Source organism: Geitlerinema calcuttense NRMC-F 0142, from assembly GCF_030285425.1.
In genome coordinates, this window is record NZ_JASVEJ010000010.1 from 19,149 (window position 1) to 46,124 (window position 26,976).

A 26,976-nucleotide genomic window follows, 5' to 3' on the forward strand; every position below is an offset into this window, starting at 1 on the left:
CGAGCGCCTGGAACATTGTCGATGACCGCTAAACTCAACGCTCCTTATCACTATCAGTTGGGTGGAAGCTTGCCCCTTGGCGCTCCCACTTACATCGAGCGACAGGCTGACGCCGAACTGGAGGAAGCTCTTATAGCAGGAGACTATTGCTATATCCTGGATGCACCGCAAACCGGGAAATCGAGCTTGCGAATCCGCACGATGGACAAACTCCAAGCACAAGGGATTGTCTGTGTTGAGCTAGATTTAAGCGGGATTGGCAGCCAGCAGATTACCGAAGAGCAATGGTATGGCGGGATCGTTCAGACGCTCGCCAGCGGCTTAGGGGTACCCTTCGATCGGCGCAACGGGTGGCACTCGCGCTCGGATCTATCCCCCGTGCAGCGCTTGCAAGCGTGGATTGAAACCGTTTTACTCAGCCAAATCCCTCAAAATATTGTCCTGTTTATCGACCCGGTGGATAGCGTCCTGGGTCTGAATTTCTCGACCGATGCGTTTTTTGCCCTGATTCGCCAATGCTACGATCGCCGCGCTGCTGATGGGGCTTATCAAAGACTCACCTTTGCCCTATTGGGCACCGCCACCCCCCGCGAATTGATTGGAAATCGTCCCAAAGCAAACCCCTTTGCCGTCAGTCGCGCCCTAACTCTAGATGGGTTGCAACCCGATGGCATGGCTTCTCTGGCGGGCGCTCAAGTGGAAAATCCCCAAGCCCTGGCACTGGCAATCTGGCATTGGACGCGGGGACAGCCGTTCTTAACGCAAAAATTATACTCGCTTGTGCATCGCCACCTAGGCGCGGGTATTCTGAGGAAGGGGGAAGAAACTCACCTGCTTGAGCATATGGTGCAAACTCAAATCATTGAAGCTTGGGAAGCACAAGATCGACCCGTCCATTTTCGCGCAATTCGCGATCGCCTTTTTTCCCCAACGCGCTCAACCCAGCAATTGCTCAAGCTTTATCAGGGAATTCTACAGCAAGGACGCGCGATCGCTGACAACCCGCCTGAATGCTTGGAATTGCAAACGTTAGGATTAATCGCTCGCCATCAAGACCGATGGGAGGTACATAATCCCATTTACGCTGCAATTTTCAACTTAGATTGGGTCAACCAAGCGCTAAAACTCAAAAACTCCCCACTAGAGATGATTTCTGTTTCAGCCGCTTTAATTTTTACGGATATTGTCGCCTCAACCGCCAGGATGGTTGCAGACGAACAACATACCCTACATTTGGTTCAACGCGACTTGCAACAGATGCGTCAACTCTGCCAGCAGTTTGGCGGACAAGTCCTCAAATCATTAGGCGATGGCTTGTTAATGTCGTTTGAAAGTCCCGAAAAAGCCGTTTCCTATGCGATCGCCATTCAAGAAGCCTTTGCGATCGCCTCCAGCAACCTTCCCGAACGAGACATTCTCTATCATCGCATTGGCATCCATTTAGGCGATGTGTTTTTCCGAGGCGATGACGTGATGGGAAAAGGCGTCAACCTGGCTTCTAGGCTGCAACAACAGGCCGAACCGGGAGGAATTTGTTTATCTCAATCGGTTTATGACCAAGTTCAACATCTGTTAAAAGTTGAGGTGATTAAACTGGGGTTACGCAAACTCAAAGGCATTCCCGAACCCGTTCCCCTGTATCAAATCCCCCCCTATCGGTCGAGTGCGGCCCAAGAGATAAAGCCCGCGCGATCGCCCTATTATCCTAGCGGTGCAGTTCCCCTCGATTCCCCCTTTTACCTAGAACGCACCCCAGTAGAAGCCCAGGTTTACGATGAAATGAAAAAACCAGGGGCGCTAGTGCGAATCAAAGCCCCCAAAGAAATGGGCAAAACCTCGCTGATGCTCAGAGCCTTAGACCATACCAATACCCAAGGCTTTCACACCGTTACCCTGAGCCTAGAGCAAATTGACAGCGCCATCCTCAACGATTTAAACCGCTTCCTCCGCTGGCTGTGTGCCAACGTCACTCGCCAATTGCAGCTAGAACCCAAATTAGATGATTATTGGGATGAAGATATTGGCAGCAAAATCAGTTGTACCCTCTATTTCCACTGCTACCTCTTAGAAAAAATTCAGATGCCATTAGTATTGGCTCTAGATGAAGTCAACTATGTTTTTGAGCATCCCCATGTCGCCAAAGAGGTTTTACCCCTGTTTCGCTCTTGGTACGAAGAAGCCAAAAGACATCCCATTTGGCAAAAGCTGCGCCTAATTATCGTTCACTCCACCGAAATTTACGTTCCCCTGCAATTAAAACAGTCGCCGTTTAATGTGGGTTTGCCCATTGAACTCGGTCGGTTCACCCTAGAACAAGTCAGAACCTTAGCCCAGCGCTACGGCCTGCGGTGGACGGATGACCAACAAGCGCAACCCTTGATGTCTTTGGTTGGCGGCCATCCGGCTTTAATTCATTTAGCCCTCTATCACCTCAGTCGCGGCGACACGACAATCGAGCAATTGCAAGAAACAGCTTTTACGACCAAAGGGATTTATATCCACCACCTGCAAAGACATCAAGTGACCTTGCAAGAACAACCGGAACTGTCACAAGCCTTTTATACCGTCTTAAACTCTACTGAACCCGTTCCCTTAGAGTCCATCGTGATGTATAAACTCAGCAGCATGGGGCTAATTAAGTCCTTGGGTAATACAGCGATTGTGAGCTGCGAACTCTATCGCCAGTATTTTATGTTACAAAGAAAGCGATAAAATCAGCATTGCTCTACTGAAAAACTTCTGATGCTGGGAGGTTGAATGACTGGCGCTCGTTTTCCCCGCTCTGTATTATCGGTCAGTCGCCAAGAGTTTGGCAAACCTGAAGATAATCCCCATGCTAGCGGCCCACCTTTACAGTTAGAAGTGATAGACGGATCTCTCCCTGCCGATATCTACGGTCATGTTTATATTGTCGGGCCGGTGGGTTCTGTCGCGGCTGAGGCGGATTCGCATTCCCCAATTGTCGCACCCTGCCAAGATGGCACGACGCTTTTGTATAACGGGGAGGGGATGGTTTATCGGTTAGACTTTGACGCTTTAGAACAGGGCGTTTCCCTCACCACTCGCATTATAAAAACGCCCTGTTATTATGCCGATTTGGGGACATTTTACGATCCAAAGTATCAGGGTTCCCAGAACTCTCCCGATCTGCGGTTCAAAAATTTAGGGATCTCGCGGGTTTCAGGACGCTTAGGTCTCCGCAACCAGTTAAACACGGCTTTTTTGCCCGTCAGATTTGCCGAAGAGGGCTGCGATCGCCTGCTGGTCACTTGGGATATGGGACGCCCCTACGAACTCGATCCCGTGACCCTAGAAGCTGTTACCCCCATTGGGCGCAATGACGAGTGGGAACCTGTAACCAAGTTAGTTAACCTTCCCTTTGAACCCCCTCCCCCTTTTCAGGCGATCCAAACAGCGGCCCATCCCTGTTTCGATCCCAACACGGATGGCGGACAGGTGGTGACGACCAATACAGGGCGATCGCTCTCTAACCTACTGTCTCAGATTATCCCGATTACAGGGCGATCGCTCTCTAACCTGCTGTCTCAGATTATCCCGATTGTGGCGATCTTGCGCTCGATTGCTGGAGTCCAATCCACAGAGAAATCTACTGTTCCCCTAGAAACTGCTGTGGGCGAATATCATACCCCAGTTGAAACCCTTTGGGCAAAACTGAAACATTTGTTCCTGTTGTTGCTGCAATTTCTGCGGGCGATTGTGGAGTTCTTTGTTGGTAACTTTCTGGATATTATTATTTGGGATGGCAAAGGCGACTTTAAGAAATGGCGCATTCACCACAACGGACGCCCGATAAAAATTAAACAAACGACCCATCAAATCGGGCTGACGGAAGATTACATTGTTGTGATTGATACCGCTTTTAAGGTCTCTATTGAAGAGCTTTTGCCCTACCTCAAATCTCACAAAGCCCAACAATTAGAAGCTTGGGCGCGGAAGATTTTAGACCATCCGCAACTAGCCAATAACGATATCTATATCATTCGCCGTCAAGACTTGAAAGAGGGGACTCGGATTGTTGAGGCGAAAAAAGCGGTAATTCCCTACGAAGCGGCTCATTTCTCGGTCGATTACAAAAATCCCGACGACCAAATTATGCTGCATTTCTCCCATGTTTGCGCGTGGGATGCGGGGGAATGTATCTCCATGTTTGATTTTGATGAATTTGCCACTCCAACTCCAGCACTAGAGAAACAACGGTTGTATGGCGTCCTTTACGGGCCGACGGATATCAGCCGTTTGGGATGCTGGACGATTAATGGTAGGACTGGGGAAGTGGGTGAAAATCCCCAACTGGTGATGGATCTAGAGTTAACTTGGGGGCCTGCGATCGCCAGTTATCGCACAACCTCTCCCTACGGTTCTCCCGATCGTTTAGAAGATATTTATTGGGGATGTTTGGGCTGTTGGGATGATTTATTATTCCCCCACATTCTCAGCCTCTACCAAAACTATCCCTATCGAGAAGTTGGCTTGAATCTGATCCAACAAATTACCCAAGAAGGACGTAAATCTAACCTTCTTCGCCTCCAGATTGAACGCGATCGCCAAAACCAGCCCCAACGTTTAAGCATTGCTGACTCTTATCAATTTCCCGATGGTTATTATGTGACTTCTCCCCAGTTTGTGCCATCCGCTCGTGGCGATCGCTCTACAGACGGTTATATTGTCTGTATTGTCCATTACGGTGAGGGCGACGATCCGCAAACAAACGGGAATGAAATTTGGATTTTTGATGCGCGAAATCTCCAAGCCCCGATCTGTAAGTTAGCCCATCTGAGAATGAACATTGGGTTTACCGTTCATGCAACTTGGTTGGAGAAAGCCCAACGACGAACAGCCGCGTATTGCATTCCCGTGAAGGAAGACTATCAGCCGATTATGGAGAAACACTCGAAAGAAATTCAAGACCTCTTTCAAGAGTGGGTTTATCCCCAAAAAGAATTACCCGTAGGCTAGCTTAGTTTCAGCAATAGAACTCTATCCTAATCTTTAACCCAATTCAGCACCTGGCTATTTGGGGAGTTTTTTAGGGTTGCGATCCGTGGGTACGACATTATCGAACAGATTTCTGAAGAAAACAGAATGGTGGTGTATTGAGGTTGCGATCGCAATACCCAACAACCCGTCATTATCAAGCTTCTGCGGGCTGAGTATCCCACCCTCGAAGAGATTACCCGACTGCGCCAAGAGTATGCTGTCGCCAAAGACTTAAAATGCCCCGGCGTGGCGACTCCTTACCGCCTAGAGAAGTATCAAAATAGCTTTGCGCTGATTTTAGAAGACTTTGAAGGGGAATCTTTACGAGAAACCCTCAAAAGACAACAACTTGCGATCGCCGAATGCTTGCAAATTGCGATCGCCCTAGCCGATACTCTCGCAGAACTCCACAAAGCCAGAGTCATTCACAAAGATATTCAACCAAGCAATATTATTCTCGATCTCCAGACGCCAAGCGTGAAGCTAACAGGTTTTGGCTTTGCATCGCGCCTTTCCCAAGAAAATCACAGCGTCAACAATCTGCAACTGATTGAAGGGACTCTCGCCTATATGTCCCCAGAACAAACCGGGAGAATGAATCGGGCGATTGACTACCGCAGCGATTTTTATTCTCTAGGCGTTACCCTCTATGAGATTTTAGCCGGAAAGCTCCCCTTTTCTACCCCAGATCCCATCGAGTTAGTCCATTGTCATATTGCCAAGTCTCCTATCCCCCTGCATCAGGTAGAAGATTGCCAAATTCCCGAAGGCTTATCCGCCATTATCCTCAAACTGCTGGCGAAAAATGCCGAAGATCGCTATCAAACCGCTTATGGGCTAAAGTTTGACCTAGAAACCTGCCTGCACCAATGGCAAACCACGGGGCAAATTATACCCTTTCCTTTAGGTCAGCGCGATCGCGGCAACCAACTGCTAATTCCGCAAAAACTCTACGGACGCGAGTCAGAAATTGCCCTATTAATGGAAGCATTCTACCGCGTTGCCGGAAAAAGCGAGACTGCCACCGGACAAAGCGAACTAATGCTCGTTTCAGGTTACTCCGGTATTGGAAAAACCTCCATCGTTAACGAAGTCCATAAACCGATGGTGGAAGCGCGGGGATACTTTATTGCAGGTAAATTTGACCAATTTAAGCGTAATATTCCCTACGCCGCACTCATTCAAGCCTTTCAAGAACTGTTGCGCCAGCTTTTAACCGAAAGCGAAGCCCAAGTTTCTCGTTGGAACGCCAAACTTTTAGAGGCATTAGGTGCCAATGCTCAGATCATTATTGATGTTATCCCAGAACTCGAATTAATTATCGGTTCCCAGCCCGAAGCGCCTAAATTAGGGGCAGCAGAAACCCAAAACCGTTTTAATCGCGTTTTTCGGGAATTTCTCGGTGTCTTTTGTCAAAAAGAACATCCCCTGGTTATCTTTCTAGATGACTTACAATGGGCAGATTCTGCGTCATTAAATCTGATTCACCTGTTGATGACGGATGAGAATAGCCGCTACCTCTTGATGATTGGCGCTTATCGCGATAATGAGGTGAATGCAGCGCATCCGTTAGTGAAAACGCTAGAAAAAATTCAAGCGACGGGTACGCTAATGCACGCCATTACCGTGCAACCTTTACCGATGGATTGCGTGCGTCTGCTTGTCAGCGAAACCTTAACTCAACCGCCTGATTCTCAACAGGTAACAGCGCTGGTTGAATTACTGTTTAATAAAACACAAGGCAACCCGTTCTTCTTAACTCAAATCCTCAAAACCCTTTATGTCGAAAAGTTATTAGTCTATCAAGTTGAAACCGATACCTGGCAATGGGATATTCAGCAGATTCAAACGGTTGGCATCACCGATTACAACGTTGTTGAACTGATTGCTCGTAATATTCTCCAATTGCCGATTGAAACCCAAAATGTCCTAAAATTAGCGGCTTGTATTGGCAACCAATTTAATCTAGATATTCTGGCAATTGTATATAAAGCCTCTGAATTTATCACCGCCAGTCAACTTTGGGAGGCTTTACAGTCGGGGCTGATTTTACCGCTATCGACGAGTTATAAAATTCCTTTGGCTTTTGGCGAAACGGGATTTATTGCCGATCGCGGCGAACGTGTTAAAGTGGGTTATCGCTTTTTACATGACCGAGTTCAACAAGCGATTTACTCTCTGATTCCCGATGGCGATAAGAAGGCGACTCACCTCAAAATTGGTCAGCTATTGCTGGAAAATATCTCGCCCGAAGAACGCAAAGAGAATATTTTTGCTTTGGTGAACCAACTCAATTTTGGCATCGATTTACTCACCAGTCATGCGAAGCGTCGAGAATTAGCAGAATTGAATTTATTAGCAGGGCAGAAAGCCAAGTCTGCCACCGCTTATAGTGCCGCCGTCAAGTATTTACAATCGGGCTTGCAACTTCTGCCTAAAACGGTTTGGAAAAATCACTACATCCTGGCTAGAGATTTGCATACTGAAGCGGTTGAAGCGACTTATCTCAACACTGACTTTGAAGAAGCCGAGCGTTTAAGTAATATTGTACTTAAATATGCTAAAACTCCGCTAGAAAAAGTCAAAATCTACGAAATCAAGGTACAATTTAATATTGCCCAAAACCAAATGCAAACTGCAATTGATGTGGGCTTGTATGCTTTAGAATTATTAAATATTTCACTGTCTGAATCTCCGCCCCAAGTTGAAGATATTTCGCAGCTTTATAAGCTGCCTTTAATGGAATCTTCTGAAAAGCTGGAAGCGATGCGAGTGTTAATGATTCTTTATGCACCTGCTTATATTGCAAATCCCGCATTTCTCCCCAAGCTTGTCTTTACCACGGTTAATCTTTGTATTACAGAAGGTAATTCTCCTCTAGCACCATTTGCCTATGTTTATTATGGTTCATTGCTGTGCGGAATCTTTTTTAACTTTGAGTTAGGATATCAATTTGGAGAATTGGGGGCTTGGCTGTTAGAAGAACTGAATGCTAGAGAAATTCAATGTAAGGTAGAAGTTCTTTTAAATGCTAGTGTTCGACATTGGAAAACATCTGCTTCTCAAACCGCTAAAATGCTGCATCAATCTATTAGTACAGGCTTAGATACAGGTGACTTAGAATATGCTTGTACTGGAGCAGCGACTTGGTGTGCTAACATAACCTTGGTGGGAGAACCGTTAGATAACGTCCATCAAAAACAACAGGATCTTCTGGGTTTAATTTACAGCCTTAAACAAGATTTTTATGTGAATTACTTCAATCTTTGGAGCCAAGTTGTTCTGAATTTAAGAAACGAAGTTGAGCAACCCAAAGAGATTAAGGGCGAGTTATTTGATGAAACCAAAACTTTGCCCTTCTTGCAAAAAACGAATAATTTCACCTCCCTATTTGCCTTCCATCTGGCTAAATGCATCCTGCACTATTTGTTTAGAGATTATGCAATCGCGATCGCCCATGCAAAAGAATCTGTAAAATATCAACAAAGTGCGGCTAGTTTGATGGTCTTTGGGCAACTCCCTTTTTACTATGCTCTGACCCTGGCTGCAAACTATCCCCAGTTAGATCCAGCCAGTCAAGCCAATACTTTAACTGAATTAGAGGGACACCTCAATCAACTCCAAACTTGGGCAAACTCTGCCCCCATGAATTACCAACATAAATACGAACTGGTAGCAGCAGAAAAAGCCCGAATTTTGGGACAATTTGCTCAGGCGATGGAATTGTACGAACAGGCGATTCGCAACGCCAAAGCTCATAATTATTTGCATGAAGAAGCCCTCGCTTATGAGCTAGCCGCCGACTTTTATCTAGCGCGAGGGATGGAAGATATTGCCAAAACTTATGTGCTGAAATCCCACAATGCTTACATTCGTTGGGGGGCTGTGGCAAAAGTTAGAAACTTAGAATTGAGTCACAAGCGCTTTTTAGCTCAATCCTCCTTGAGAACTCCTACAACCTCAAGAAGTAATAGCAGTTTAACCCCTACCAGCGCCAGTGGAAATAGTCTAGATGCGATCTCGGTGATTAAAGCCTCTCAAGCCTTAGCCGGAGAAATTATCCTTAATAAGCTGCTGGAGAGCTTAATCAAAATTGCGATTGAAAATGCGGGCGCTCAAACGGGATTTCTAATCTTAGAAAAAGATGGCAAACTTTTAATTGAAGCTCAAGGTGCAGTCGATGAAGAGCGAGCCATTATCCGTCAATCAACTCCTGTAGAAAGCCATTCCCAACTTCCGAGTTCTCTGATTCATTATGTGGCGAGAACCAAAGAGGATGTCATTTTAGCAGATGCCAGCCGCGAGGGAATGTTTACCAGCGATCGCTATGTCGTCGAGATTAAACCCAAATCGGTCTTATGTACGCCCATTACCCATCACGGTAAATTGATCGGTTTGTTGTACCTAGAGAATAACCTGACCACTGGAGCCTTTACCCCTAAACGCCTAGAAGTCTTAAAGCTGCTATCGGCGCAAGCCGCCATTTCCATTGAAAATGCTCGCCTCTACGAAGAAATGGCCGCTTTAAACGCCAACCTCAAACAAGAGATTATCGAACGCAAGCGTGCTGAAGAGGCGGTACGCGAAGACGAACGACGGCTGAAGCAATTTCTAGAGGGAATTCCCTTGGGAGTGTTTGTCATTGACGCGAACGGGAATCCTTACTACGCCAATCAAACTGCTCAACAGCTTTTAGGTCAAAGTGTAGTTCCAGGAACCGCCATTGTCCAACTGACTGAAACCTATCAAGCTTATCTGGCGGGAACTGAACAGTTGTACCCCACCGAGCAACAACCGATTGTACTGGCGTTGCAGGGACATCGGACAACCATTGATAATTTAGAGATTCGCAGGGGCGATCGCAAAATTCTCCTAGAAGTATCGGGTACCCCCGTTTTTGATGATAAGGGAAAGATTGTGTATGCGATCGCCACCTTCCAAGACATCACCCTTCGCAAGCAAGCCGAAAGCGAACGAGTGCTATTTACCCAAGAACTCGCTGTTAAAAATCAGGCCCTCGAACAAGCCAAAAATCAACTCGCTCAATACAATCGCACCCTAGAACAACGGGTAGAAGAACGTACCCACGAACTCTCTCAAACCTTAGAAGTTTTAAAAGCGACGCAAGCCGAACTCCGGTTTGAAAACGATTTGCTGCGTAACGCCGAACAAACCTCCGGTTTTGATTACCACGTCGGCGGAAGCTTACCAATGGATGCGCCAACCTATGTGGTCCGTTCCGCAGATCGTTATCTTTACAAAGCCTTGAAGCAGGGCGAGTTTTGCTACGTGCTGAACCCTCGCCAGATGGGTAAATCTAGCCTGATGGTACGGATGATGCAGCATCTTCAACATGAAGGCTATAGCTGTATCGCCATTGATATGACTCGGATTGGTAGCGAAACCGTTGCCCCCGAACAATGGTACAAAGGCTTAATGGTGGAGTTGTGGAAATCCCTAGAACTCGTCGGGAAAGTCATCTTAAAGCCTTGGTGGAACGAACGCACCGAACTCTCCCCCGTTCAGCTTTTTAGCCAATTTATTGAAGAAATCCTCCTGGTTCATGTCGGGGATGAAGACAACCCTAAATCTCGCCAAATTATCATTTTCCTCGATGAGATTGACAGCGTTCTTGGCTTGAACTTCCCCGTCAATGACTTTTTCGCCTTAATTCGCTCTTGCTATAACCAGCGCAGCCTCAACCCCGAATATCAGCGCTTAACTTTTGCGCTGTTTGGAGTGGCGACGCCTTCTAATTTAATTATCGATCCGCGCCGAACGCCATTTAATATCGGTCAGGCGATTCGCTTGGAGGGCTTTAAAGAGCATGAAGCCCAACCTCTGTTACACGGCTTAACCGAGAAAGTCAGCAACCCGCAAACCGTGCTGAAGGAAATCTTAGCTTGGACCAATGGACAGCCCTTTTTAGCCCAAAAACTCTGTCGGTTCATCGCCAATCAGAGCGACTCGATTCCCACAAACCACGAGGCGATGTGGATTGAGGAGTTAGTGAGAAAATACGCAATCGAGAATTGGGAAACCCAAGACGAACCCGAACATTTTAGAACGATACGCGATCGCCTTTTGTTTGGCCACCCCCAACCCAGCCGCGTTTTAGAACGCTATCAGCAAATTCTCGAACGCGATCGCATTCCCGTTGATGATAGTTCGGAAGTGGAAGAGTTACTCTTATCTGGCTTAGTGATGGAGCAAGAAGGCTATCTGAAGGTGCAAAATCGGATTTATGCCCATATCTTTGATCGCACTTGGGTGGATCGAACGTTAAGCACTTTAGTCGCCTAGGGATTGAAAACGCGCAGTGGGTTTCCCCTCACTTTGCGTTATGAAAATAATCCTCAAACTGGGCTTGAAGTTGGGGAATCGTTAGATTTTTTGTCCAATACTCCACTAAAGCATGACCAGATGCCCAAGCATTGCGTTCTGGGGGCATGGGGTTTTCTAACAATAGCGGCCAGAGGGCCAGTAAGTCAAAATTGCGTCCCCCTTCTTCCCCAGAACCTAGTAGGGAGTAGAGTTCGTAAGCCATTTGTAACTTACCAATGACGATGGGTAACTGTTCGACGGGAATTTGTTCGGCTAACAGATAAGCCAGTTGTGGCGAACCTGTAGAAACCGTTGAAATGAATTGCAAAACTGGACTTTTGAGTAACGCCGCTAGCCCTTGAGTTGTCGCCATTTGAAAGGTAAAGCGATCGATAATTTGAGCGGCGGCGAGGGTGCGGGCGTCTAAGTCTCGCAAAAATCGGGCTAAACGCAGTTGTTTGGCTGGCGCGATCGCTTCTACTAAACTCATCGATAACAGATCGATTCCCCATTGCTTGCGCCCCGTTTGGCTATCGCCCGTGACGATGGGTAAAACGCGATCGCAATATTCCCCCAACAATTGCGCCCGGTATTCTGTCGCCTCGCGAATTGCTTTCTCTTTAGGGCGATCGCCCCATTGCCAATTATAGGGCGGCTCCCACTCGCGGATCGGTCGCAGGCGATCCACCTGAGTCACAATGGCAATGACTGGAAAATCTTCTCGATCCGCCTTGATTTCCTGAAGAAAGTCCACATCCATTTGCAGCGCCGGATCGAGGGCGGGCGTTACCAACAGCAGCAAATCTGCATTTTGTCCGTAGTCAAGCACCAACTCGCGTAAATCTTCCCGGTTGACTTGTTCGTATCCCGGCGTATCCCATAGGGTGAGAATTTCTCCGCTTTGGCTTTCCCAATGGTAATTTTGAATGCGATCGGTACTGGGTAAAACATCCACCGCTGCGCGTTCGGCTTGGAATAAGGTATTAATTAAACTGCTCTTACCCGCCCCCGTGCGCCCCACCAACAGGATGCTTACAGGCTTTTGGGCTACTACTTCCGGCGGTTCTGCTGAAGCGAGCAGATCGCGGAGGGTTTGGGTTTGCGCCTGGGGTAACTTTGGGGTTGTCGCCTTAATTTCCACACCGGGGGGAAGAGTACCGCTATAAAGGGCGATCGCGCTGCGGGTTAAATTGCGTAAAGCCGCTTCCCGTAACAACTGGCTGAGATTGACTAATAACTGCTGATTCGCCTGGTTGCTAGACTGTTGGCTGGCTACCCTCGCCGCCGCCACCGCCGGATTTAAAGCCCACTGCGCCCAATTCCAAACCCGCCATAATTTACGCGCTGAGGGTTCTAATTTACGATACACTTCATACGCTTGATAGGCTTGCCCCACAGTCACTTGATTTAACGCGGGCGATAGCTGTTGCATCCACCGATCTAAATCATCCACGGTTCCCCGTATCAACTCATAAGCTTGGGGAATATAGATATTTAACAGGGGATAGCGCTGCTGAGGATTATAAGCTTGTGCTACAGCAACAACCACGCTTTGACATTGCTGCCAAAAAGTCTGCCAATCTTCCCAAAGGGGTGGCGCGTTCTGCGAAGCCTTTAAAATTTCCTGTAACTTCGTTTCAACTTGGGTAGCCGCATCACCGCCAATGGCCTGAGCTTCTGTTGCGCTAGATTCAATATCGGCATTCACTTGAGCGATAACGGTTTCAATTTCGCTAAAGGCGGGTTTTGTCCACCGTACCAATAACCAGCGCCACCCGACTAAGACGATCGTAAAAATTGCCCAAATCCAATTGATTCGCCAAGTGTGAATCTGAACGCCCGCCGCCAAGAGCAGGAAGCCGATAACTATTGCGATCGGGAGTGCTAGGATAACCCATTGCCAAAGTTTTAAGCGCACCATAGTTGAGTGCTGAGTGCTGAGTGGAAAGTGAGATTGTAGCAAGTTCCGAACGCTCAGATATTACACCATCCTGAGTAAGACCTGAGAAACCGGGTTTCTTGCCAATTGCTCAAGCTGAAACCCTTAATTTTTCGTCGAGAAACCCGGTTTCTGGCACTGATGCAAGATGTGACGATCGGGAAACTGGAAGTTGGGGAAGAGAGTGCTGAGGGGTAAGTGCCGCAGTTGTGTTAACCCCTATTATGAATGACCTTGGACGTGCTTAAGGGCTTTCTTTTCGGGGTGGGTGAGGGAAGCGTCGTTATTTTCGGCTTGACGGGCTTTTTCTGCTAGGCTTTCCCATTTTTGGCTGGCGTGTTCTCTGGCTTTCTCTAAGCCTCGGTTGCGCTCTCCGGGTTTACCGACCATTTCTTTGGTTTTATCTAAATTCTCTAACACTTTTTGGGAAGCTTCATCAGCTTTACGGGCGGCTTGGTGAGGATCGATGCGGGTTTGCTCTGATAATTTACCCGGAGATTCTGCTTCTTTGATGAAGGGGTTGGCGAAGGCAGAATCGCTACCAACTGGGCTAAACGCTAAACTGCCAAATAATAGGATTGACAGGAAGCAGAGCGCTATAAACTGCTGAAAGCGACGTTTAATCATCGATATTGTCTCCTTGCCGATGGTTTGTCCTAGGGTTGATTGTGACGAATGACGGCTGTTTGTTTCGTCTGGCAAAAGACAGACAAGGGGGTATTTCCCAGTCTAGACTTCACAGAAGCGCTCGGTAAGGCAAAATTTGATTGGTACAGTCCATTCACCTCTAAGCCGATCATGAATATTGAATTGCTGGTGTTAGATATTGATGGCACGATCGCCGGAGAGTCTAATGAGATTAACCCAGGTGTGAAGGAGGCGATCGCTAAAGTTAAGGCGCAAGGGATTAAAGTGGCGATCGCTACAGGTCGAATGTATTGTTCTGCTTTACGCTTTCATCAGGCGATTCAATCGGATCTTCCCCTAATTGTCTACCAAGGCGCTTGGATTCAAGACCCGATTACGCAGGTTCGCCACCGTCACTTACCTTTATCTCTAGAATCTGCCCATCAGTTACTCGATTATTTTGAACAGCCTGCACTCCGGGATCTGATCTCGGTTCATCTCTATATCAACGATCGCCTCTACGTGCGCGAAATTGCCAATGAAACGGAAGCCTATACGATGCGTTCTAGCGTTAAAGCCCATCCGGTGGGCGATTTGCGACAGGCTTTGACGACGGAACCCACGAAACTGCTAGCGCTTTCGGATGATATTGAATTAATTGATAACATTTGGGGAACGCTTCGCAAGCGCTATACCCCAGCGGAGTTGTACTTAACGAAGTCGGTAGCGACGTTCTTTGAAGCGACTAATCCTTTAGTGAATAAGGGAACGGCGGTGCGCTATCTGGCGGAGGAGTATCTGGGGATAAAACCGGAGAATGTGATGGCGATTGGTGATAATTTTAACGATCTGGAGATGCTGGAGTATGCCGGAATTGGGGTGGCGATGGGGAGCGCTCCACCTGGGGTGCAAGCAATAGCCGATTGGGTAGCGCCAACGGTTGAGGAGGATGGCGCGATCGCTGCAATCGAAAAATTCCTTTAAAATCAGAAAGGACACCGACGACTGGCCGTGTTTCGTCTCGGTGCCCTCACTGGTTCGCTCCTCACACAAGAGTTAATATAGCCGACCTGCTTGGGATTGTCACCCCCCTCAATGAAAAGTATTTCTTATCACTAGAGACTGAAAGGGGCAAAAATACCTAAAATCGGGGTTAGCAAGGTGTGGAGCAAGGATTGAGCCAGACTCAGCAGTTTCAGACGAAGCCTTGCCAGTTCTAGGTTTTCGGTTTTCACCAATCCCCAAATTAAACACGCTCTCTCAAAAGATAGAGTTTCTTGGCTGAGGTTTTGCAGCAGTTTGAGGGCGAGGCGTTCGGATTGTTTGCCGGGAGGGAAGCTGAGGAGATCGTGGGCTTCTAGGATGCGGTAAACCAAGCGGCGTTCTAGGGGATGAGCCAGCACCGATGCCCAGGGAAGCGGGGAGGAAGGGGAAATGCGATCGCCCGCCCGCAGCAGCGAACAGCAACGAGCGTGGGCATATTGCCCCAGAAATTGGCGTTCGGCATCCAGGGGAGGCAAGTGCAGAGATAGCCAGCCGGGATGGGGCGCTAGCGGGTTCTGGGGGCGAGCCTGCAACCATTGGATAACAGCGCGATCGCGCAAATCGAATTCTAGCCATCCTTCCGGTTTGAGAACGACTTCAAACTCCGATCGCTCAGAAAGGGTGTCAGCCATTTGACAAGCCACGGTTTCGGGTGAAGTGTAAAGACAGGCTGCCACTTGTCGGGCGATCGCGCAGGAGTAGCTAAAAGCGACCGTTTTGTCAACTAAGCGGAGGGTAAAAATTGGTAGATCCCTAGGAAATAAAGGGCTTAAGGTTGTTTGGATCTGGCGGTGCAGCCCCAAGGCGATCGCAGTTGTTTCCAGCGGGGGATTCATGCCATCAACAGAGTTAAAAACTTTAGATTTTCTTTTACTTCACCGTTTTTCTATCTTTGGGTAGAACTTTGGATCAAAATAAACAAAGTAGAACCAAAAACAATAAATTGGTAATGAGTAGGTATTCTTTGTTACCCTAGAAATCATCCAGGGCATAGCACAAGAACGCCAACTTGAGAGTGATTTTGATCCGGGCGAGTTTGCTAACAGTAGATTATTTGGATGGGAAAAGTTCAGTTCAGCTAGCTACTGTAGGCGCAGCCAAGGTGTTTCCCTTGATAACATCCCAATCTCCACAATGCTTATGCTTATGTACTCCTCCTCCATGCCTTCAGAATCAGAAGCATCTCGTCCTTTCCTAACCTGGCAACGAGTCATTGACTGGGCCCAAGAACATTATCGTTGCCGCACCTTTAGCAAAGACGAGAAAATTCCTGTACGACCCGGTTTACTGTATTTAGTCCAACGCGGATCGGTGCGGCTGGTTAGCATTTCTCAAGTCAGTGCAACCGCGAGCAGTACCGCATCTCGCTTTACGCGCCGTCGCGAGTCTAACCCCAACCTGTGGACCCCCGAAGAAGCCTTTTTAGGCTTTGTGGGTGCCGGACAGCCCTTTGAAATCGTAGCGCAATCTCCCTTTACCATCCAAAGCTACGCTCACGTTGATAAAACTAGCGTGATTTGGATGTATTGGCACGATCTCGATAATTGGCCCCACTTCCGCCGCGAAGTGATGGACGCCTTCCGCTATCAGCACCAGCGCAAGCTGCTCTGGCTCAGTACCCTCGGTCAACGTCGAACCATTGACCGCCTCTTAGGTTTCATTACCCTGTTAGTTGAAGAACATGGGGAACCTTGCGATAACGGTTATTGCTTACCTTGGACGCTGACTCACGCTCAAATTGGCAGCGCGATTGGTTCAACTCGCGTCACAGTCACCCGCCTGATGGGTAAATTGCGATCGCGCGGTTTAATTCGGACCCAAGGAGACAATCTCATCTGCCTACCGGCTAGCGACGCCCCCAAGACCGAATAGCACAAGAGCCAACCTAGACTCTTAGAAATTCGTCCCGTTCTCACTCAACTCTCAAACCCTGTCCAGCTCTGAATGCTAGCCTCTCTAGACCCTGGCAAACGATCGATTGCGACCCGCCGAGAAGAGAGGTTCAGCCTCAGCCATTGCACCGCCCCCTTATGCCAGTGCTGGATTGGCAGGGGAGGGTAACGAGAGGGTAAAGCGCGACCCTTCTCCCAAACAGGACTCTAGCGCGATCGTTCCGCCTTGGAGTTCTGCCAATTTGCGCGCAATGGCTAACCCTAGCCCCGTACCTTGATGCTTGCGGGACAGAGAGCTATCGATCTGAGAAAAGGGCGAGAACAGTAAATGCTGATTGGCTGGGCTGATGCCAATTCCGGTATCCCAAACCAAAAAATGAACCCAGTTTGCCACCCTTGGGTTTTGCCCCTCGCTCGAACGATAGACCTTTAAACCCACGCTGCCATTCGGTGTAAACTTCACCGCATTACTCAGTAAATTTAACAAAATCTGCCTGAGCCGCTTTGGATCTGTCACCATATATTCCAAAGTCGGGTCAATTTCTATCTCCAGCGCAATCCCTTGACTGCCAGCCCGTTCTTGCAGTAATCCCACAATCGACTCACAGATTTCTTGAATAAAGACTAACTGCGGCTCTAGCTCAAGTCGATTAGCCTCAATTCGCGATAGGTCGAGAATATCATTAATTAACTCTAATAAATGCTTGCCGCTGCCGTTAATCCGCTCTAGATAATCTCTTTGTTTGGAGTTCAACGAGCCAAAAGTTTCAGTCAAAAGAACGCTCGAAAATCCCATAATAGCGGTTAGGGGCGTTCTTAATTCGTGGCTGGTGGTGGCGATAAACTCTTCCTTGAGTCGATTCACCACCGTCAATTGATGGTTTTGTTCCTGGAGAGATTGCCATTGATGGCGAGATTCGCTGACATCCCGATAAATGGCCAGAACTCGCTGCACGCCTCCGGCTGGACTGGCAATCGGAATATAAAGGCTTTCCAGGGTGCCGGAGACGAACTGATGGCTAACAAACATCTGTTCGCCCTGGTGAAACACCTGTTTGAGAGCCAGTTCAATCTCGGTCGCGCGATCGCGCCATAGGGTGCGAATCGGCTGTCCAATCGCCGCCGCCGCATCGCCCAAAAATTCGACCCCGGCAGGGTTGAGGTAAAGACAGCGAAACACCCAATTACCCGCCAAATCGGTATCGGCATCGTACTCCACAAAGACATCAACAGACTTTTCTAAAAACAGGTGAAAGTCGTTGGCGTTTTCGGAACTGGCGGATTTTGGAACCTGCCAATGGCTTTGACGCAGGGCGATCGCGCATTCGCTGGCCACCTGCTCAATTAACGCCAAGTCGCTAAACTCCAATAGGTAGGACTGCGGGCAATAAAGCTGAATGGCACCCAGCAAACCGCGCTCGTCTTGAATGGGTTTGAGGATTTCCGTCCCCCCTTCCGGTAAATTGAGGCGTTCTCCTTGCGGGCGGTCTAACAAGCTTTGGGCATCCAGCATCCACGGTGCAGTAGGCGTTACCTCGGTTGGTCGGAAAACTTGCTGTCGAGCCTCGTAGGTGCTAATGCGAACCCGTGCTGGCTGAAACATCTCAGTGAGACCCACAGCAACGCTTTGAAGAATCTTTTCGGTGCAGGCGCGATCGCGACCCAGTTGAGCCAGTTGGCGCAAGAGCTTTTCTAAGGCTAGCGATCGCGCTAAAGATTGAGTCCGTTGAGCTACCCGAATCTCTAATTCCTGAACATAGGCCCGCAACTGCTGCGACAGAGCCGCATGTTCTACCGCCTGGGCGATGCGCTCGGCCACGGCTTGAACGAGTTGCTGTTCTTGCACCGTCCATTGTCTGGGCATACGGCACTGATGAACCACCAGCAGCCCCCAAAGCGTGTTTTCTTCGGGATGAAGGGTAGGGGAATCCTCGGTATTGGCGGCGCTCAGGCGGTCGTGCGAGAGTAAAATTGGGGCAGCGATCGCGCTCCGTACCCGGATGCCATCCAGCATTTGTCGATGGCACTTCGCCAACTCTAGCGCTTGAATATCCGTCGCCAGCCAAAAACGACCGCGACTGTAAGCTTCTAAATAGGTACTGGGCAAGCATTCTGCGCCAAAGATTTGACCCTGTAGGGTAGGATAGGCCGGGTCTACAGCTTCAGCCAAACAGACACCACTGTGATTGGGAAGCAATTGGTAAGCCACCACGCGATCGGCACCCAGGTGGGTTTGCAGCAGTTCGACCATTTTTTGCAGAATGCTCGGTAACTCTAAATGGCTGCGAACGAGGGAGGCAATTTGATGAGCAAGCGCCTCGCGTTGGCTCTGTTCGTCGCGATCGCGCTCGGAGGCTCGCAAGTCGGTTAAATCGGTGACAAATCCTAATAAATAGGGTTCTTCGGCTTCGGATGCTTTAACGATGGACAAGCAGACTTCAGTCCACACGACAGAACCATTGCGTCGGAAAAAGCGCTTTTTGAAAATTTGCGGGTTTGAAGATTGATGGAGCAAGGCTTGAATGGCTCTGACTTCGCGCGCAAAGTCTTCGGGGTGAGAAATCGAACGCGCATCTAGATGGCGCAGTTGAATTTCTGTATAGCCGAGCAATTGACAAAAGGCGGGATTCGCTCGCAAAAGGCCTCCATCTAAGCTTTCCCAAAAGATGCCGTAAGGAGACTGGCTAAATAAACTTTCGTCGCTGAGGAGGGAGGGGGGGCGAAAGGTGGAGTGCGGGCGCGGAAGCTGAGGTTCAGGGGTGGCGGTTGAGTGCTGTTGCTCCATGAGCGGCAATAATTGTAACCAAAGGCGGCGTAAGAGGGCGCGATCGTTTTGCAGATCGCTGGGTTCTAGGTAAGCCAGATTCGGCAAGATGGCGAGGGTTTCCGGACGTTGCAGCCATTGGGCGATCGCGTCTGGCTCGAAGGTTAGGGTTAACTCCCATTGCTCTGGAGTTGAACTGGAACCGACGGCTTGCAGTTGCATCCAGACATTTAATTCTGAACTCAAAATGGTGAGGCTGGCGGCCACCTCTGCTAGATTGAGCCGGACTAACAGGGGTTTTAATCCTGCTAGCGGTAACGTGTCGCTAGGGGGCGTTTTCGTGAGGGTTAAGGCGATCGCCAGGGAGGACTGTTTCAGAGAAGATTCAGCATTTTTCCAAGTCTGTTCCAACTGCTGGCATAACTGAGGACACGCTCCCGCAATCAGAACGAGGGAAACCCGATTTCTGGCATTGGCGGCCTGATGTAAAGCATTGAATACTTCACAAATCGAGATCCAGTTCATTCGTAAAACGATTTTTCCCGCTAGCGAGCTATTATTCATTGCAATGGGGAGGGGTAAGCGCCGAGACGGTAGCAGGGTTACACAGGGCTAGCCGTATTCTGTGACGGTGAAAACCAACTGCCATTCAATCTCAGAGCGCCCTAGAAAGATCGGAAGTCGGAATAAGATTGCCGAACCTCCAGTTAAAGCAACGTTGAGGTTCGAGGACTATGGTTCATTGTCCTACAAACTCACGGGGAAAAAAGTAAAGATTTGTATAAGAGAATACCTCTTACTGAAGGTTTACGGGCGTAGGGGAACAAACTCAAAACCATAGGGCGTTCGAGTCCCCGGCTGGATGGTGACTAACTGCACCGCAGCAGCGCGATCGCCAGAGGGTTGAAACCGAATCGCCTCAGCCGCCCCCGTCGCGTTAAAGTTATTAGCACTTAAGGCTTGCTGTATTCCCGCCCGCGATGGATTGCTTTGCAACCCTGCCAATAACGCCTGAGTCGCATCATAGGCCATTGCCGTTCGCCAGTTCACCTCCCCTCCCCAGAGCTGGTTGGCTTCGCGAGGAAACGGCGCTTGCGGATTACCTAAAATATGCCAAGGCACCGATAACACCATTCCTACGGCATTATCGCCCCCGACTTGCAGCGTATTGGCTGTATAGATACTATCGCCCGCCAAAATCGGCAGGCGGCGACGATTCACCGCCACCACCTGCAACGCCCGATCGACCATTGGCGAATCGGGGGCGAGCATAATGGCCTGTGCGCCTTGGGCGATCGCGCTTTCTACCGCATTTCCCGGATTAAAGGTGGGGCTAGCAAAATCAAATTCCGCCACCACTTGACCGCCATCGGCAAACAGGGCCGTGGTAAACTCATCCTTCAACGATTGGCTGTAATCGCTGGCGGAGTTAAAGAACACCCCTACGCGCTGCACCCGCAATTGCGATAAGGCATGGCGGGCGAGGGCATTCGCCGCAAAGCGATCGCTCGGTACTGTCCGAAAAATATAGTTCCCGACCGCTGAGAGGCGTACTGAGGTACTGGTTGGCGAAATTACCACTAACTGACCTTGCTGATAAATCGGCGCAGCAGCTAACATAGCCGGACTGCTAAAGTGACCCACAACCCCTAAAATCTCTGAATCTCGGACTAAGCTTCGGGCCACTTGTTGAGCCATTTCCGGCGTATTGCGGTCATCGGCGATCGCCACCCGCAGGGGTACGCCATTTATCCCCCCGGCGCGGTTAATGTTCTCTTGAGCTTGGGCAACTCCGCGTAGGAGTTCTTTAGCGGCGTTGATCTGGGTGCTGCTGGGTACAACCACCGCAATCGAGTAGGCTTGTTGCGTGCCAATTCGAGCATTATTGAGATAAATCAGCGCCTCTGGATCGTTGCGATTGGTCTGAAGCGCAGACTCCAAAGGCGCGATCGCCTCTGCATAATTTCCGGCTGCGATCGCCTCCGCCGCTGCTTGCTTTTGGGGAGAAGTCGTTCCGGGAATTAACCAGCGATCGCCCCGACTGATTAAAACCTCTCCCCCCGGTTGCGATACCTCTCCCGGCGTGCCCGTCACCAAACCTCGCAGATCCATGCCTAGCCAGTTGGCTAACACCCATAGACCGCCACCCACCACGCCGATGGTAATCAACAGCGCTAAAACCAGTGTTGTTGTTTCATTTTTCTGGCTCATGGCAATAATTGTAATCGCTAAAGGTATCAGCCTTGATTAGAGGTTAACGCTTGGGTTCCTGACTCGCTTAACGTGACCGCAAATACAAAAGTTACTTTAACCCACGAAACGCTCTGGGATAATGAACTTATAGTATTGAGCGGGGAACCAACGATTGGCAGGCATAGAACCTTATACCTTTAGCTTAAACGACTGGCTCCAGACCTTCCTCAGATTAGGGATAGCCGTTCTAGTGGGAACCGTTATTGGTTTAGAGCGCGAAATTAAACATAAACCCGCAGGTCTGAGAACGCATATTCTCGTCAGTCTTGGATCTGCCTTATTTGTCCTCACTTCGATTCAAATTGGTGACGCCCTCCGCAGCGGCGATGCTCTGAGTCGGATTATTCAAGGCATTGCTGCTGGGGTGGGATTCATCGGGGGGGGCGAAATCCTGCGCGAGTCTAAACCCGACTCGGAGGGAATGCGCGTGCGCGGCCTCACCTCCGCTGCTGCGATTTGGATTTCGGCGGCCCTGGGCGTCGCGGCAGGTTGCGGGTTATGGCAGTTAAGCCTCACGGCGGCGGCGATCGCCTTTATTGTCCTGAAACTCTTTAAAAAACTCGAAACCTTTACCTAAAACGAGTAACAGACGCTCGCAAACACGCCTCTGCTCAACCGGACTAGAAGTTAAAGTGGGTGCGAACCAAACCCATATAAATCGGATCGTTATTATTGTTATGTTCTGGGTTGAGAATCACATAGGCAGCCGGAGCAATCCAAATATTGTCCGTAATGTGCAAGCGGTAAAAGGCTTCAATATGATAGGACACATCGCGATCGACGCGGTTTCTCACATCGTTTCCGGCGGCTCTGGGCGGCATCCCGAACATAAAACCGAGTTCGTTTCCGGCGCGTCCTAAATCAGGAAAGGCTAAACCCACAGCCCAGTTCCACACATCGGCCGTATCGCCCCTGGAAACGCCAAAACCCGGACTCGTTTCAGCCCTGGCGCGGCTATAACCCGCCCATCCCCCCAGCACCATTCCACGGGTGAGGCGGAAGCTCGATTGAATCCCCACCGAATGAGCCGAGGTTGCCGTCTCATCGCCAAAGGGCGCTTGAGCAAATTGGCTGCCCGTTCCCCCAGTCAGGTTAATTTGTCCCGGTTCGTTGGGGCCGGGGGAATAATAACGAATATAGGTGAGTGCCAAGCCAAAGCGATCGCTCGGCAAAAAGGTCAGTTGTCCAAACGCTGCATGGTAGCCATTAAACAACCCTTGACCCGGTAAAGGATTAGAAATGCTGCTCGGCGGGCCGTGATACGCCAGCGTCAGCGAAACCGCATCGCTAAACCGAAAATCGACCCCAGCCCCCCCACCATCGCTTTGACGGTAAATCGGGTTGCGCTGCGCGAAGGCAGATTGAGCCGCTGTCACGGGCGATAGAGTAGCGGTCATATCGTGGGCAGCTAGACCCACGGGGATGATATAGGCCGTAGACCGCGAACCGATGGGAAAGCGATAGAACAGCGAGCTAATAAAGAAAGTTGAGGCATTGGTGCCGAAATCATGGGCCGTCATATCGGTTCCCGTGATGTCGCGCGTGAAGTTCACAAAGTTACCGGCTTCAAATTTGGTACGCAGTAAGTCGCGCCCGGTGAAGCTGGTATCGAGGCTGAGAATGGCGCGCCCCCCTAGGGTGGTGTTGGTGTCTTGAGAGCGACCAAAGGAATCAACGATGCCAAAGTCAACTTCGCCAAAGAGTTTGGTGGTGGTGGAAAATTGATTGGCTTCGAGTTCGGCTGTACGCGCTTCTAGGGCATCCACGCGACCGCGCAAGGTGGCAAGTTCGGCGGCGAATTCTTCTTGCAAACGTTGGATAACTAAAAGGTCTTCCCGCGTTAGCGCGTTGGCTGTGGCTGCGGCAATCAGTTCATTAATCCGGTCTAAGCAGGCATTGACTCCGGCGGCAAACTCGAAGCGAGTCATCGCTCGGTTGCCTCGATAGGTGCCATCGGGATATCCGGCAATGCAGCCATAGCGTTCAACTAAGGATTGTAAGGATTGGAAGGCCCAATCGGTGGGTTGTACGTCGCGTAACTGGGAGATGGAGGTGACTTGACCAATGGAAGGATTGTTAGGGAGACGTTCGTTACTGTAGTGCAGAATTTGGTCAAGCGAGTTCAGGCGACTATCCGCCAGGGGGATTGGCGTTTCAGAGGGGGCAGCTTGGGCCTCTGTTGAGAGAGGCAATGGAGTTTCGGCAACTGCGGCAGTTAAACCCATCCATTGAGCGAGTACGAAGAAAGAGACTAAATGAAGAGCAGACCTCCACAAGGTTGGCACTGTACGATCCTCACATCCTGAAATGGAATAAATGTAGAGCCTGGAAAGCAGGTGCTGAAAGCGCTTGGTGAGTTCTCGGCTTTTGCAACTTATAGCTGTACTCAGTAAGGTTAGGACAGGCTGAACTGCTCAAAGGATGAGACTCACTCGGTTTTAACTCAGCACACTGCTACGCACCAAGCAAGCTACAGCACTAACTTCCCCACTCAGCACACCGCTACGCGGAAGCTAAAGCAACAGCACTTTGCTATACAGATAAGTTTGATTTTAGGAGAGGAACGCTGCGAAAAATGTAATAAAACCTAAAGAATAGTAAGGGATTCTTAATTTTTCTGGGTAAATCGAGCAATGAGCTGATAAATCAGGCGAAAGAAGGCAACAATCGCGATTAAGGCTGCGCCGACGAGCGGCGGGACAATCAGCAAGCGCCCCAACAGGGGAGAACCGCGAAACACGAAGGCGGCGATCGCTAAACTAATTCCGGCCAGAATGGTCAGGTCAAACTTTTCAATCCATCGTCGATATTGAGCATAAACCAGCAGTCCGATTGCACCCCCCCAAAGACCCATCGCGATTCCAGGCGAAGCAATCCAGCCATCCAGTACCAGGGCAAGCAAAGCTGCTTCATAGCCTGTAAATCCAGCGATGCCCAACCATTCTACGGTGGAAAAGGCCGCCCGATGAGGGCGCACCACCTGAGCCGTAGTTGCCGCTACGGGTGCTGGATGGGGCATTGGGGCTTGGGAAGGGACAGGAATGGGGGAGGGAATAGGGGGAGGAGTCGGCGGGCTAGAAAGGGCTGCAATTACCTCCTGAGCCGACTGGAAGCGTTGATTGGGCGCAGAGAGTAACAGGCGATCCAGCACTTGGGCGAGTTGAGGGGAAACTTGAATGCGCGATCGCCAATTCCACTGATTGTTGTAACTATCAAATAAGCTTTTGGGGTCTTCGTTGGCCAGCAAATTCAAACATGTCACCGCCAGGGCGTACAAGTCGGTTGAGGGATACACTTGAGTCCCCGCCATTTGTTCGGGTGGGGCAAACCCCTGGGAATAAATCCCCGTAGAACCCGCCGCTTGAGGGGTGTTGGTAATTTGTTTGACCGCTCCAAAGTCTAACAGGTGGAAGCGACCGGCGCGATCGCGCATGATGTTAGAGGGTTTAATATCTCGGTGGATCGACCCGCGATCGTGAACAAACTGAAGAATCGGTAAAATTTGCTCTAAAACCTGCAAGACCTCCGCTTCCGAAAAAGCCCCCTTTTGCTGTAACTCCTGTTCTAAATTGCGGCCGTCGATGAACTCTTGAACCAGATAAAAAAACTTCTCTTCCTGACCGGGTTGGCGCGTCGCCACATTGAGCGGAAAAAACGCGAACAAGTCGGGAATCTGTGGGTGTTTGTTGCCCAACTCCTCTAAAACCGCCGCCTCGCGCTCAAAAAGCTGTTGCGCGATCGCCATCTGCTGTGCCGACAAATCCCCAGCCGGCTGAAACTGCTTCACCACGCATTGACGCATCGCCGGAGTATAGCGATCGCGAGCTAAAAACGCCGCCCCAAACCCTCCTTTACCCAGCAACTGAATCGGCAGGTAGCGACCCGCTAAAATTAACGGCATCCCGCAGGTGGTGCAGAACTTTTGCGAAACCGTCTTGAGCGTCTCTGAATCGTCTAGGTCATTAAAATGATTGAGCGGGCGAGGGCAACCTGGACGAGTGCAGCAAACTTCCATAATCAATCTCAGTTTTGAAAGAACAGAGTCTCAAAACTAAAGTAAAGGATAAAGCGAGGGTCTTCATCCTTTGGCTTGACCAACACTCAGGTTGGAGACTGAGGCGTCGAGTTAGCGTCCAGACTCGGTAAAGCGCTACTGAGCGTTACGGGGGGCACCGCCTCCGCTTCGCCGTTGGGAATCACTTTACCCTGAGTCGCAAAAGAGGGCAAAATCACCTGCGTAAAAGCCTCTGCTGCTTTGGATCGGTAGCGATGGGGATTGGCAATCACCGAGAGCATCCGTTGAACCACCACCCCTTCAATCCGAGTCCGGTGCAATACCCCCATTTGTAACTCTTTTTCAATCGCCGAAATCGACACAAACGCCGCCCCCAAGCCAGACTGAACCGCATTTTTAATCGCTTCAATAGAATTGAGTTCCATCTCAATTTTCAATCGCCGCGTCTCAATCCCGCAGCGCGTCAACACCTGATCGATAACTTTACGAATCGTCGATTGGGAGTCTAAAGCAATAAACTGGAGTTTATACAGATCGTCCCTCTGGATTGTCTTAAAACGGGCTAACGGGTGAAAAGTGGGCAGAATCAGCGCCAGTTCATCTTCAGCGTAGGGAATAATATCAAGAGATTCTTGCAATTCAGGAGGAACTTCACCGCCAATAATCGCCAGATCGATTTGTCCATTGGCCACGCTCCAAGAGGTTCGGCGGGTTGAGTGAACGTGAAGCTGTACGGCCACATCCGGGTAGTGTTGGCGAAATAAGCCAATCATGCGGGGAAGCAAGTACGTTCCGGTCGTTTGGGAAGCTCCGACGATCAGCGTTCCGCCTTGAAGATTTTGTAAATCCTCAATCGCCCGACAAGTTTCTTGACAAAGAGACAGAATTTTTTCTCCATAACTCAAGAGGAGATGTCCGGCCTCAGTCAGTTGAGCGCGTCGGCCGCCGCGATCGAATAACGGCACGTCGAGTTGTCTTTCCAAGTTCTGCACCTGTAGACTAACCGCAGGCTGAGAAACATATAAACTATCTGCGGCTCGTTTAAAGCTTCCTTCAGCGGCGATCGCTTTGAGAATCCGTAACTGATCCAAAGTAAAAGGAACTTCAGACATATTTGCTA

13 protein-coding genes and 1 pseudogene are annotated in these 26,976 nt (G+C 49.6%); 6 read left to right on the forward strand and 8 right to left on the reverse strand.

The window, feature by feature from the left end:
• Positions 1-21: 21 nt before the first annotated feature.
• The 3 genes and pseudogenes from QQ055_RS02640 to QQ055_RS10785 all read left to right on the forward strand — a co-directional run bounded on the left by QQ055_RS02640 (position 22) and on the right by QQ055_RS10785 (position 11,301).
• Complete coding sequence (locus QQ055_RS02640) at positions 22-2,712, forward strand: AAA-like domain-containing protein (protein WP_284475276.1); 2,691 nt, start codon at positions 22-24, stop codon at positions 2,710-2,712.
• A gap of 45 nt (positions 2,713-2,757) precedes the next feature.
• Entirely contained in the window at positions 2,758-4,977 is a 2,220-nt protein-coding gene (locus QQ055_RS02645; RefSeq protein ID WP_284475277.1) for a carotenoid oxygenase family protein, read from the forward strand.
• Positions 4,978-5,103: 126 nt separating this feature from the next.
• Positions 5,104-11,301, forward strand: a pseudogene (locus QQ055_RS10785) (AAA family ATPase).
• A gap of 28 nt (positions 11,302-11,329) precedes the next feature.
• Here QQ055_RS10785 and QQ055_RS02660 read toward each other — a convergent pair.
• Positions 11,330-13,243, reverse strand: a complete 1,914-nt coding sequence (locus QQ055_RS02660; protein WP_284475278.1) for a GTPase family protein — start codon at positions 13,241-13,243, stop codon at positions 11,330-11,332.
• A 240-nt stretch (positions 13,244-13,483) separates the two neighbouring features.
• Positions 13,484-13,888, reverse strand: a complete 405-nt coding sequence (locus QQ055_RS02665) for a hypothetical protein (RefSeq protein WP_284475279.1) — start codon at positions 13,886-13,888, stop codon at positions 13,484-13,486.
• A 171-nt stretch (positions 13,889-14,059) separates the two neighbouring features.
• On the opposite strand from QQ055_RS02665, the gene QQ055_RS02670 reads away from it, so the two are divergent.
• On the forward strand, positions 14,060-14,872 hold the full coding sequence (locus QQ055_RS02670; protein ID WP_284475301.1) for a Cof-type HAD-IIB family hydrolase: 813 nt from the start codon (positions 14,060-14,062) through the stop codon (positions 14,870-14,872).
• A 131-nt stretch (positions 14,873-15,003) separates the two neighbouring features.
• On the opposite strand, the gene QQ055_RS02675 is transcribed toward QQ055_RS02670, so the two are convergent.
• Positions 15,004-15,768, reverse strand: coding sequence for a DALR anticodon-binding domain-containing protein (locus tag QQ055_RS02675; protein ID WP_284475280.1), 765 nt, complete (start codon positions 15,766-15,768; stop codon positions 15,004-15,006).
• A 310-nt stretch (positions 15,769-16,078) separates the two neighbouring features.
• Here QQ055_RS02675 and QQ055_RS02680 point away from each other — a divergent pair, with 310 nt between their 5' ends.
• Positions 16,079-16,804 (forward strand): Crp/Fnr family transcriptional regulator, encoded by a 726-nt coding sequence (locus tag QQ055_RS02680; RefSeq protein ID WP_284475302.1) that lies wholly within the window; start codon positions 16,079-16,081, stop codon positions 16,802-16,804.
• A 156-nt stretch (positions 16,805-16,960) separates the two neighbouring features.
• Here QQ055_RS02680 and QQ055_RS02685 read toward each other — a convergent pair whose 3' ends face one another.
• Together QQ055_RS02685 and QQ055_RS02690 are read right to left on the reverse strand one after the other, a co-directional pair.
• Complete coding sequence (locus tag QQ055_RS02685; RefSeq protein ID WP_284475281.1) at positions 16,961-20,113, reverse strand: ATP-binding protein; 3,153 nt, start codon at positions 20,111-20,113, stop codon at positions 16,961-16,963.
• 282 nt (positions 20,114-20,395) lie between these two features.
• Positions 20,396-21,799: an ABC transporter substrate-binding protein gene (locus tag QQ055_RS02690; RefSeq protein ID WP_284475282.1), complete on the reverse strand. Its 1,404-nt coding sequence runs from the start codon at positions 21,797-21,799 to the stop codon at positions 20,396-20,398.
• Positions 21,800-21,953: 154 nt separating this feature from the next.
• On the opposite strand from QQ055_RS02690, the gene QQ055_RS02695 reads away from it, so the two are divergent.
• Positions 21,954-22,418 (forward strand): MgtC/SapB family protein, encoded by a 465-nt coding sequence (locus QQ055_RS02695; protein ID WP_285964313.1) that lies wholly within the window; start codon positions 21,954-21,956, stop codon positions 22,416-22,418.
• Positions 22,419-22,461: 43 nt separating this feature from the next.
• Here the strand turns inward: QQ055_RS02695 and QQ055_RS02700 are convergent, their stop codons facing one another.
• The 3 genes from QQ055_RS02700 to QQ055_RS02710 all read right to left on the reverse strand — a co-directional run bounded on the left by QQ055_RS02700 (position 22,462) and on the right by QQ055_RS02710 (position 26,968).
• Positions 22,462-24,126 (reverse strand): iron uptake porin, encoded by a 1,665-nt coding sequence (locus QQ055_RS02700; protein WP_284475285.1) that lies wholly within the window; start codon positions 24,124-24,126, stop codon positions 22,462-22,464.
• Positions 24,127-24,449: 323 nt separating this feature from the next.
• Positions 24,450-25,856: a protein kinase domain-containing protein gene (locus QQ055_RS02705; RefSeq protein WP_284475286.1), complete on the reverse strand. Its 1,407-nt coding sequence runs from the start codon at positions 25,854-25,856 to the stop codon at positions 24,450-24,452.
• An 86-nt stretch (positions 25,857-25,942) separates the two neighbouring features.
• The gene (locus QQ055_RS02710) at positions 25,943-26,968 is read right to left on the reverse strand and encodes a LysR family transcriptional regulator (protein ID WP_284475287.1); all 1,026 of its coding nucleotides are present in this window, start codon (positions 26,966-26,968) and stop codon (positions 25,943-25,945) included.
• Positions 26,969-26,976: the final 8 nt, after the last annotated feature.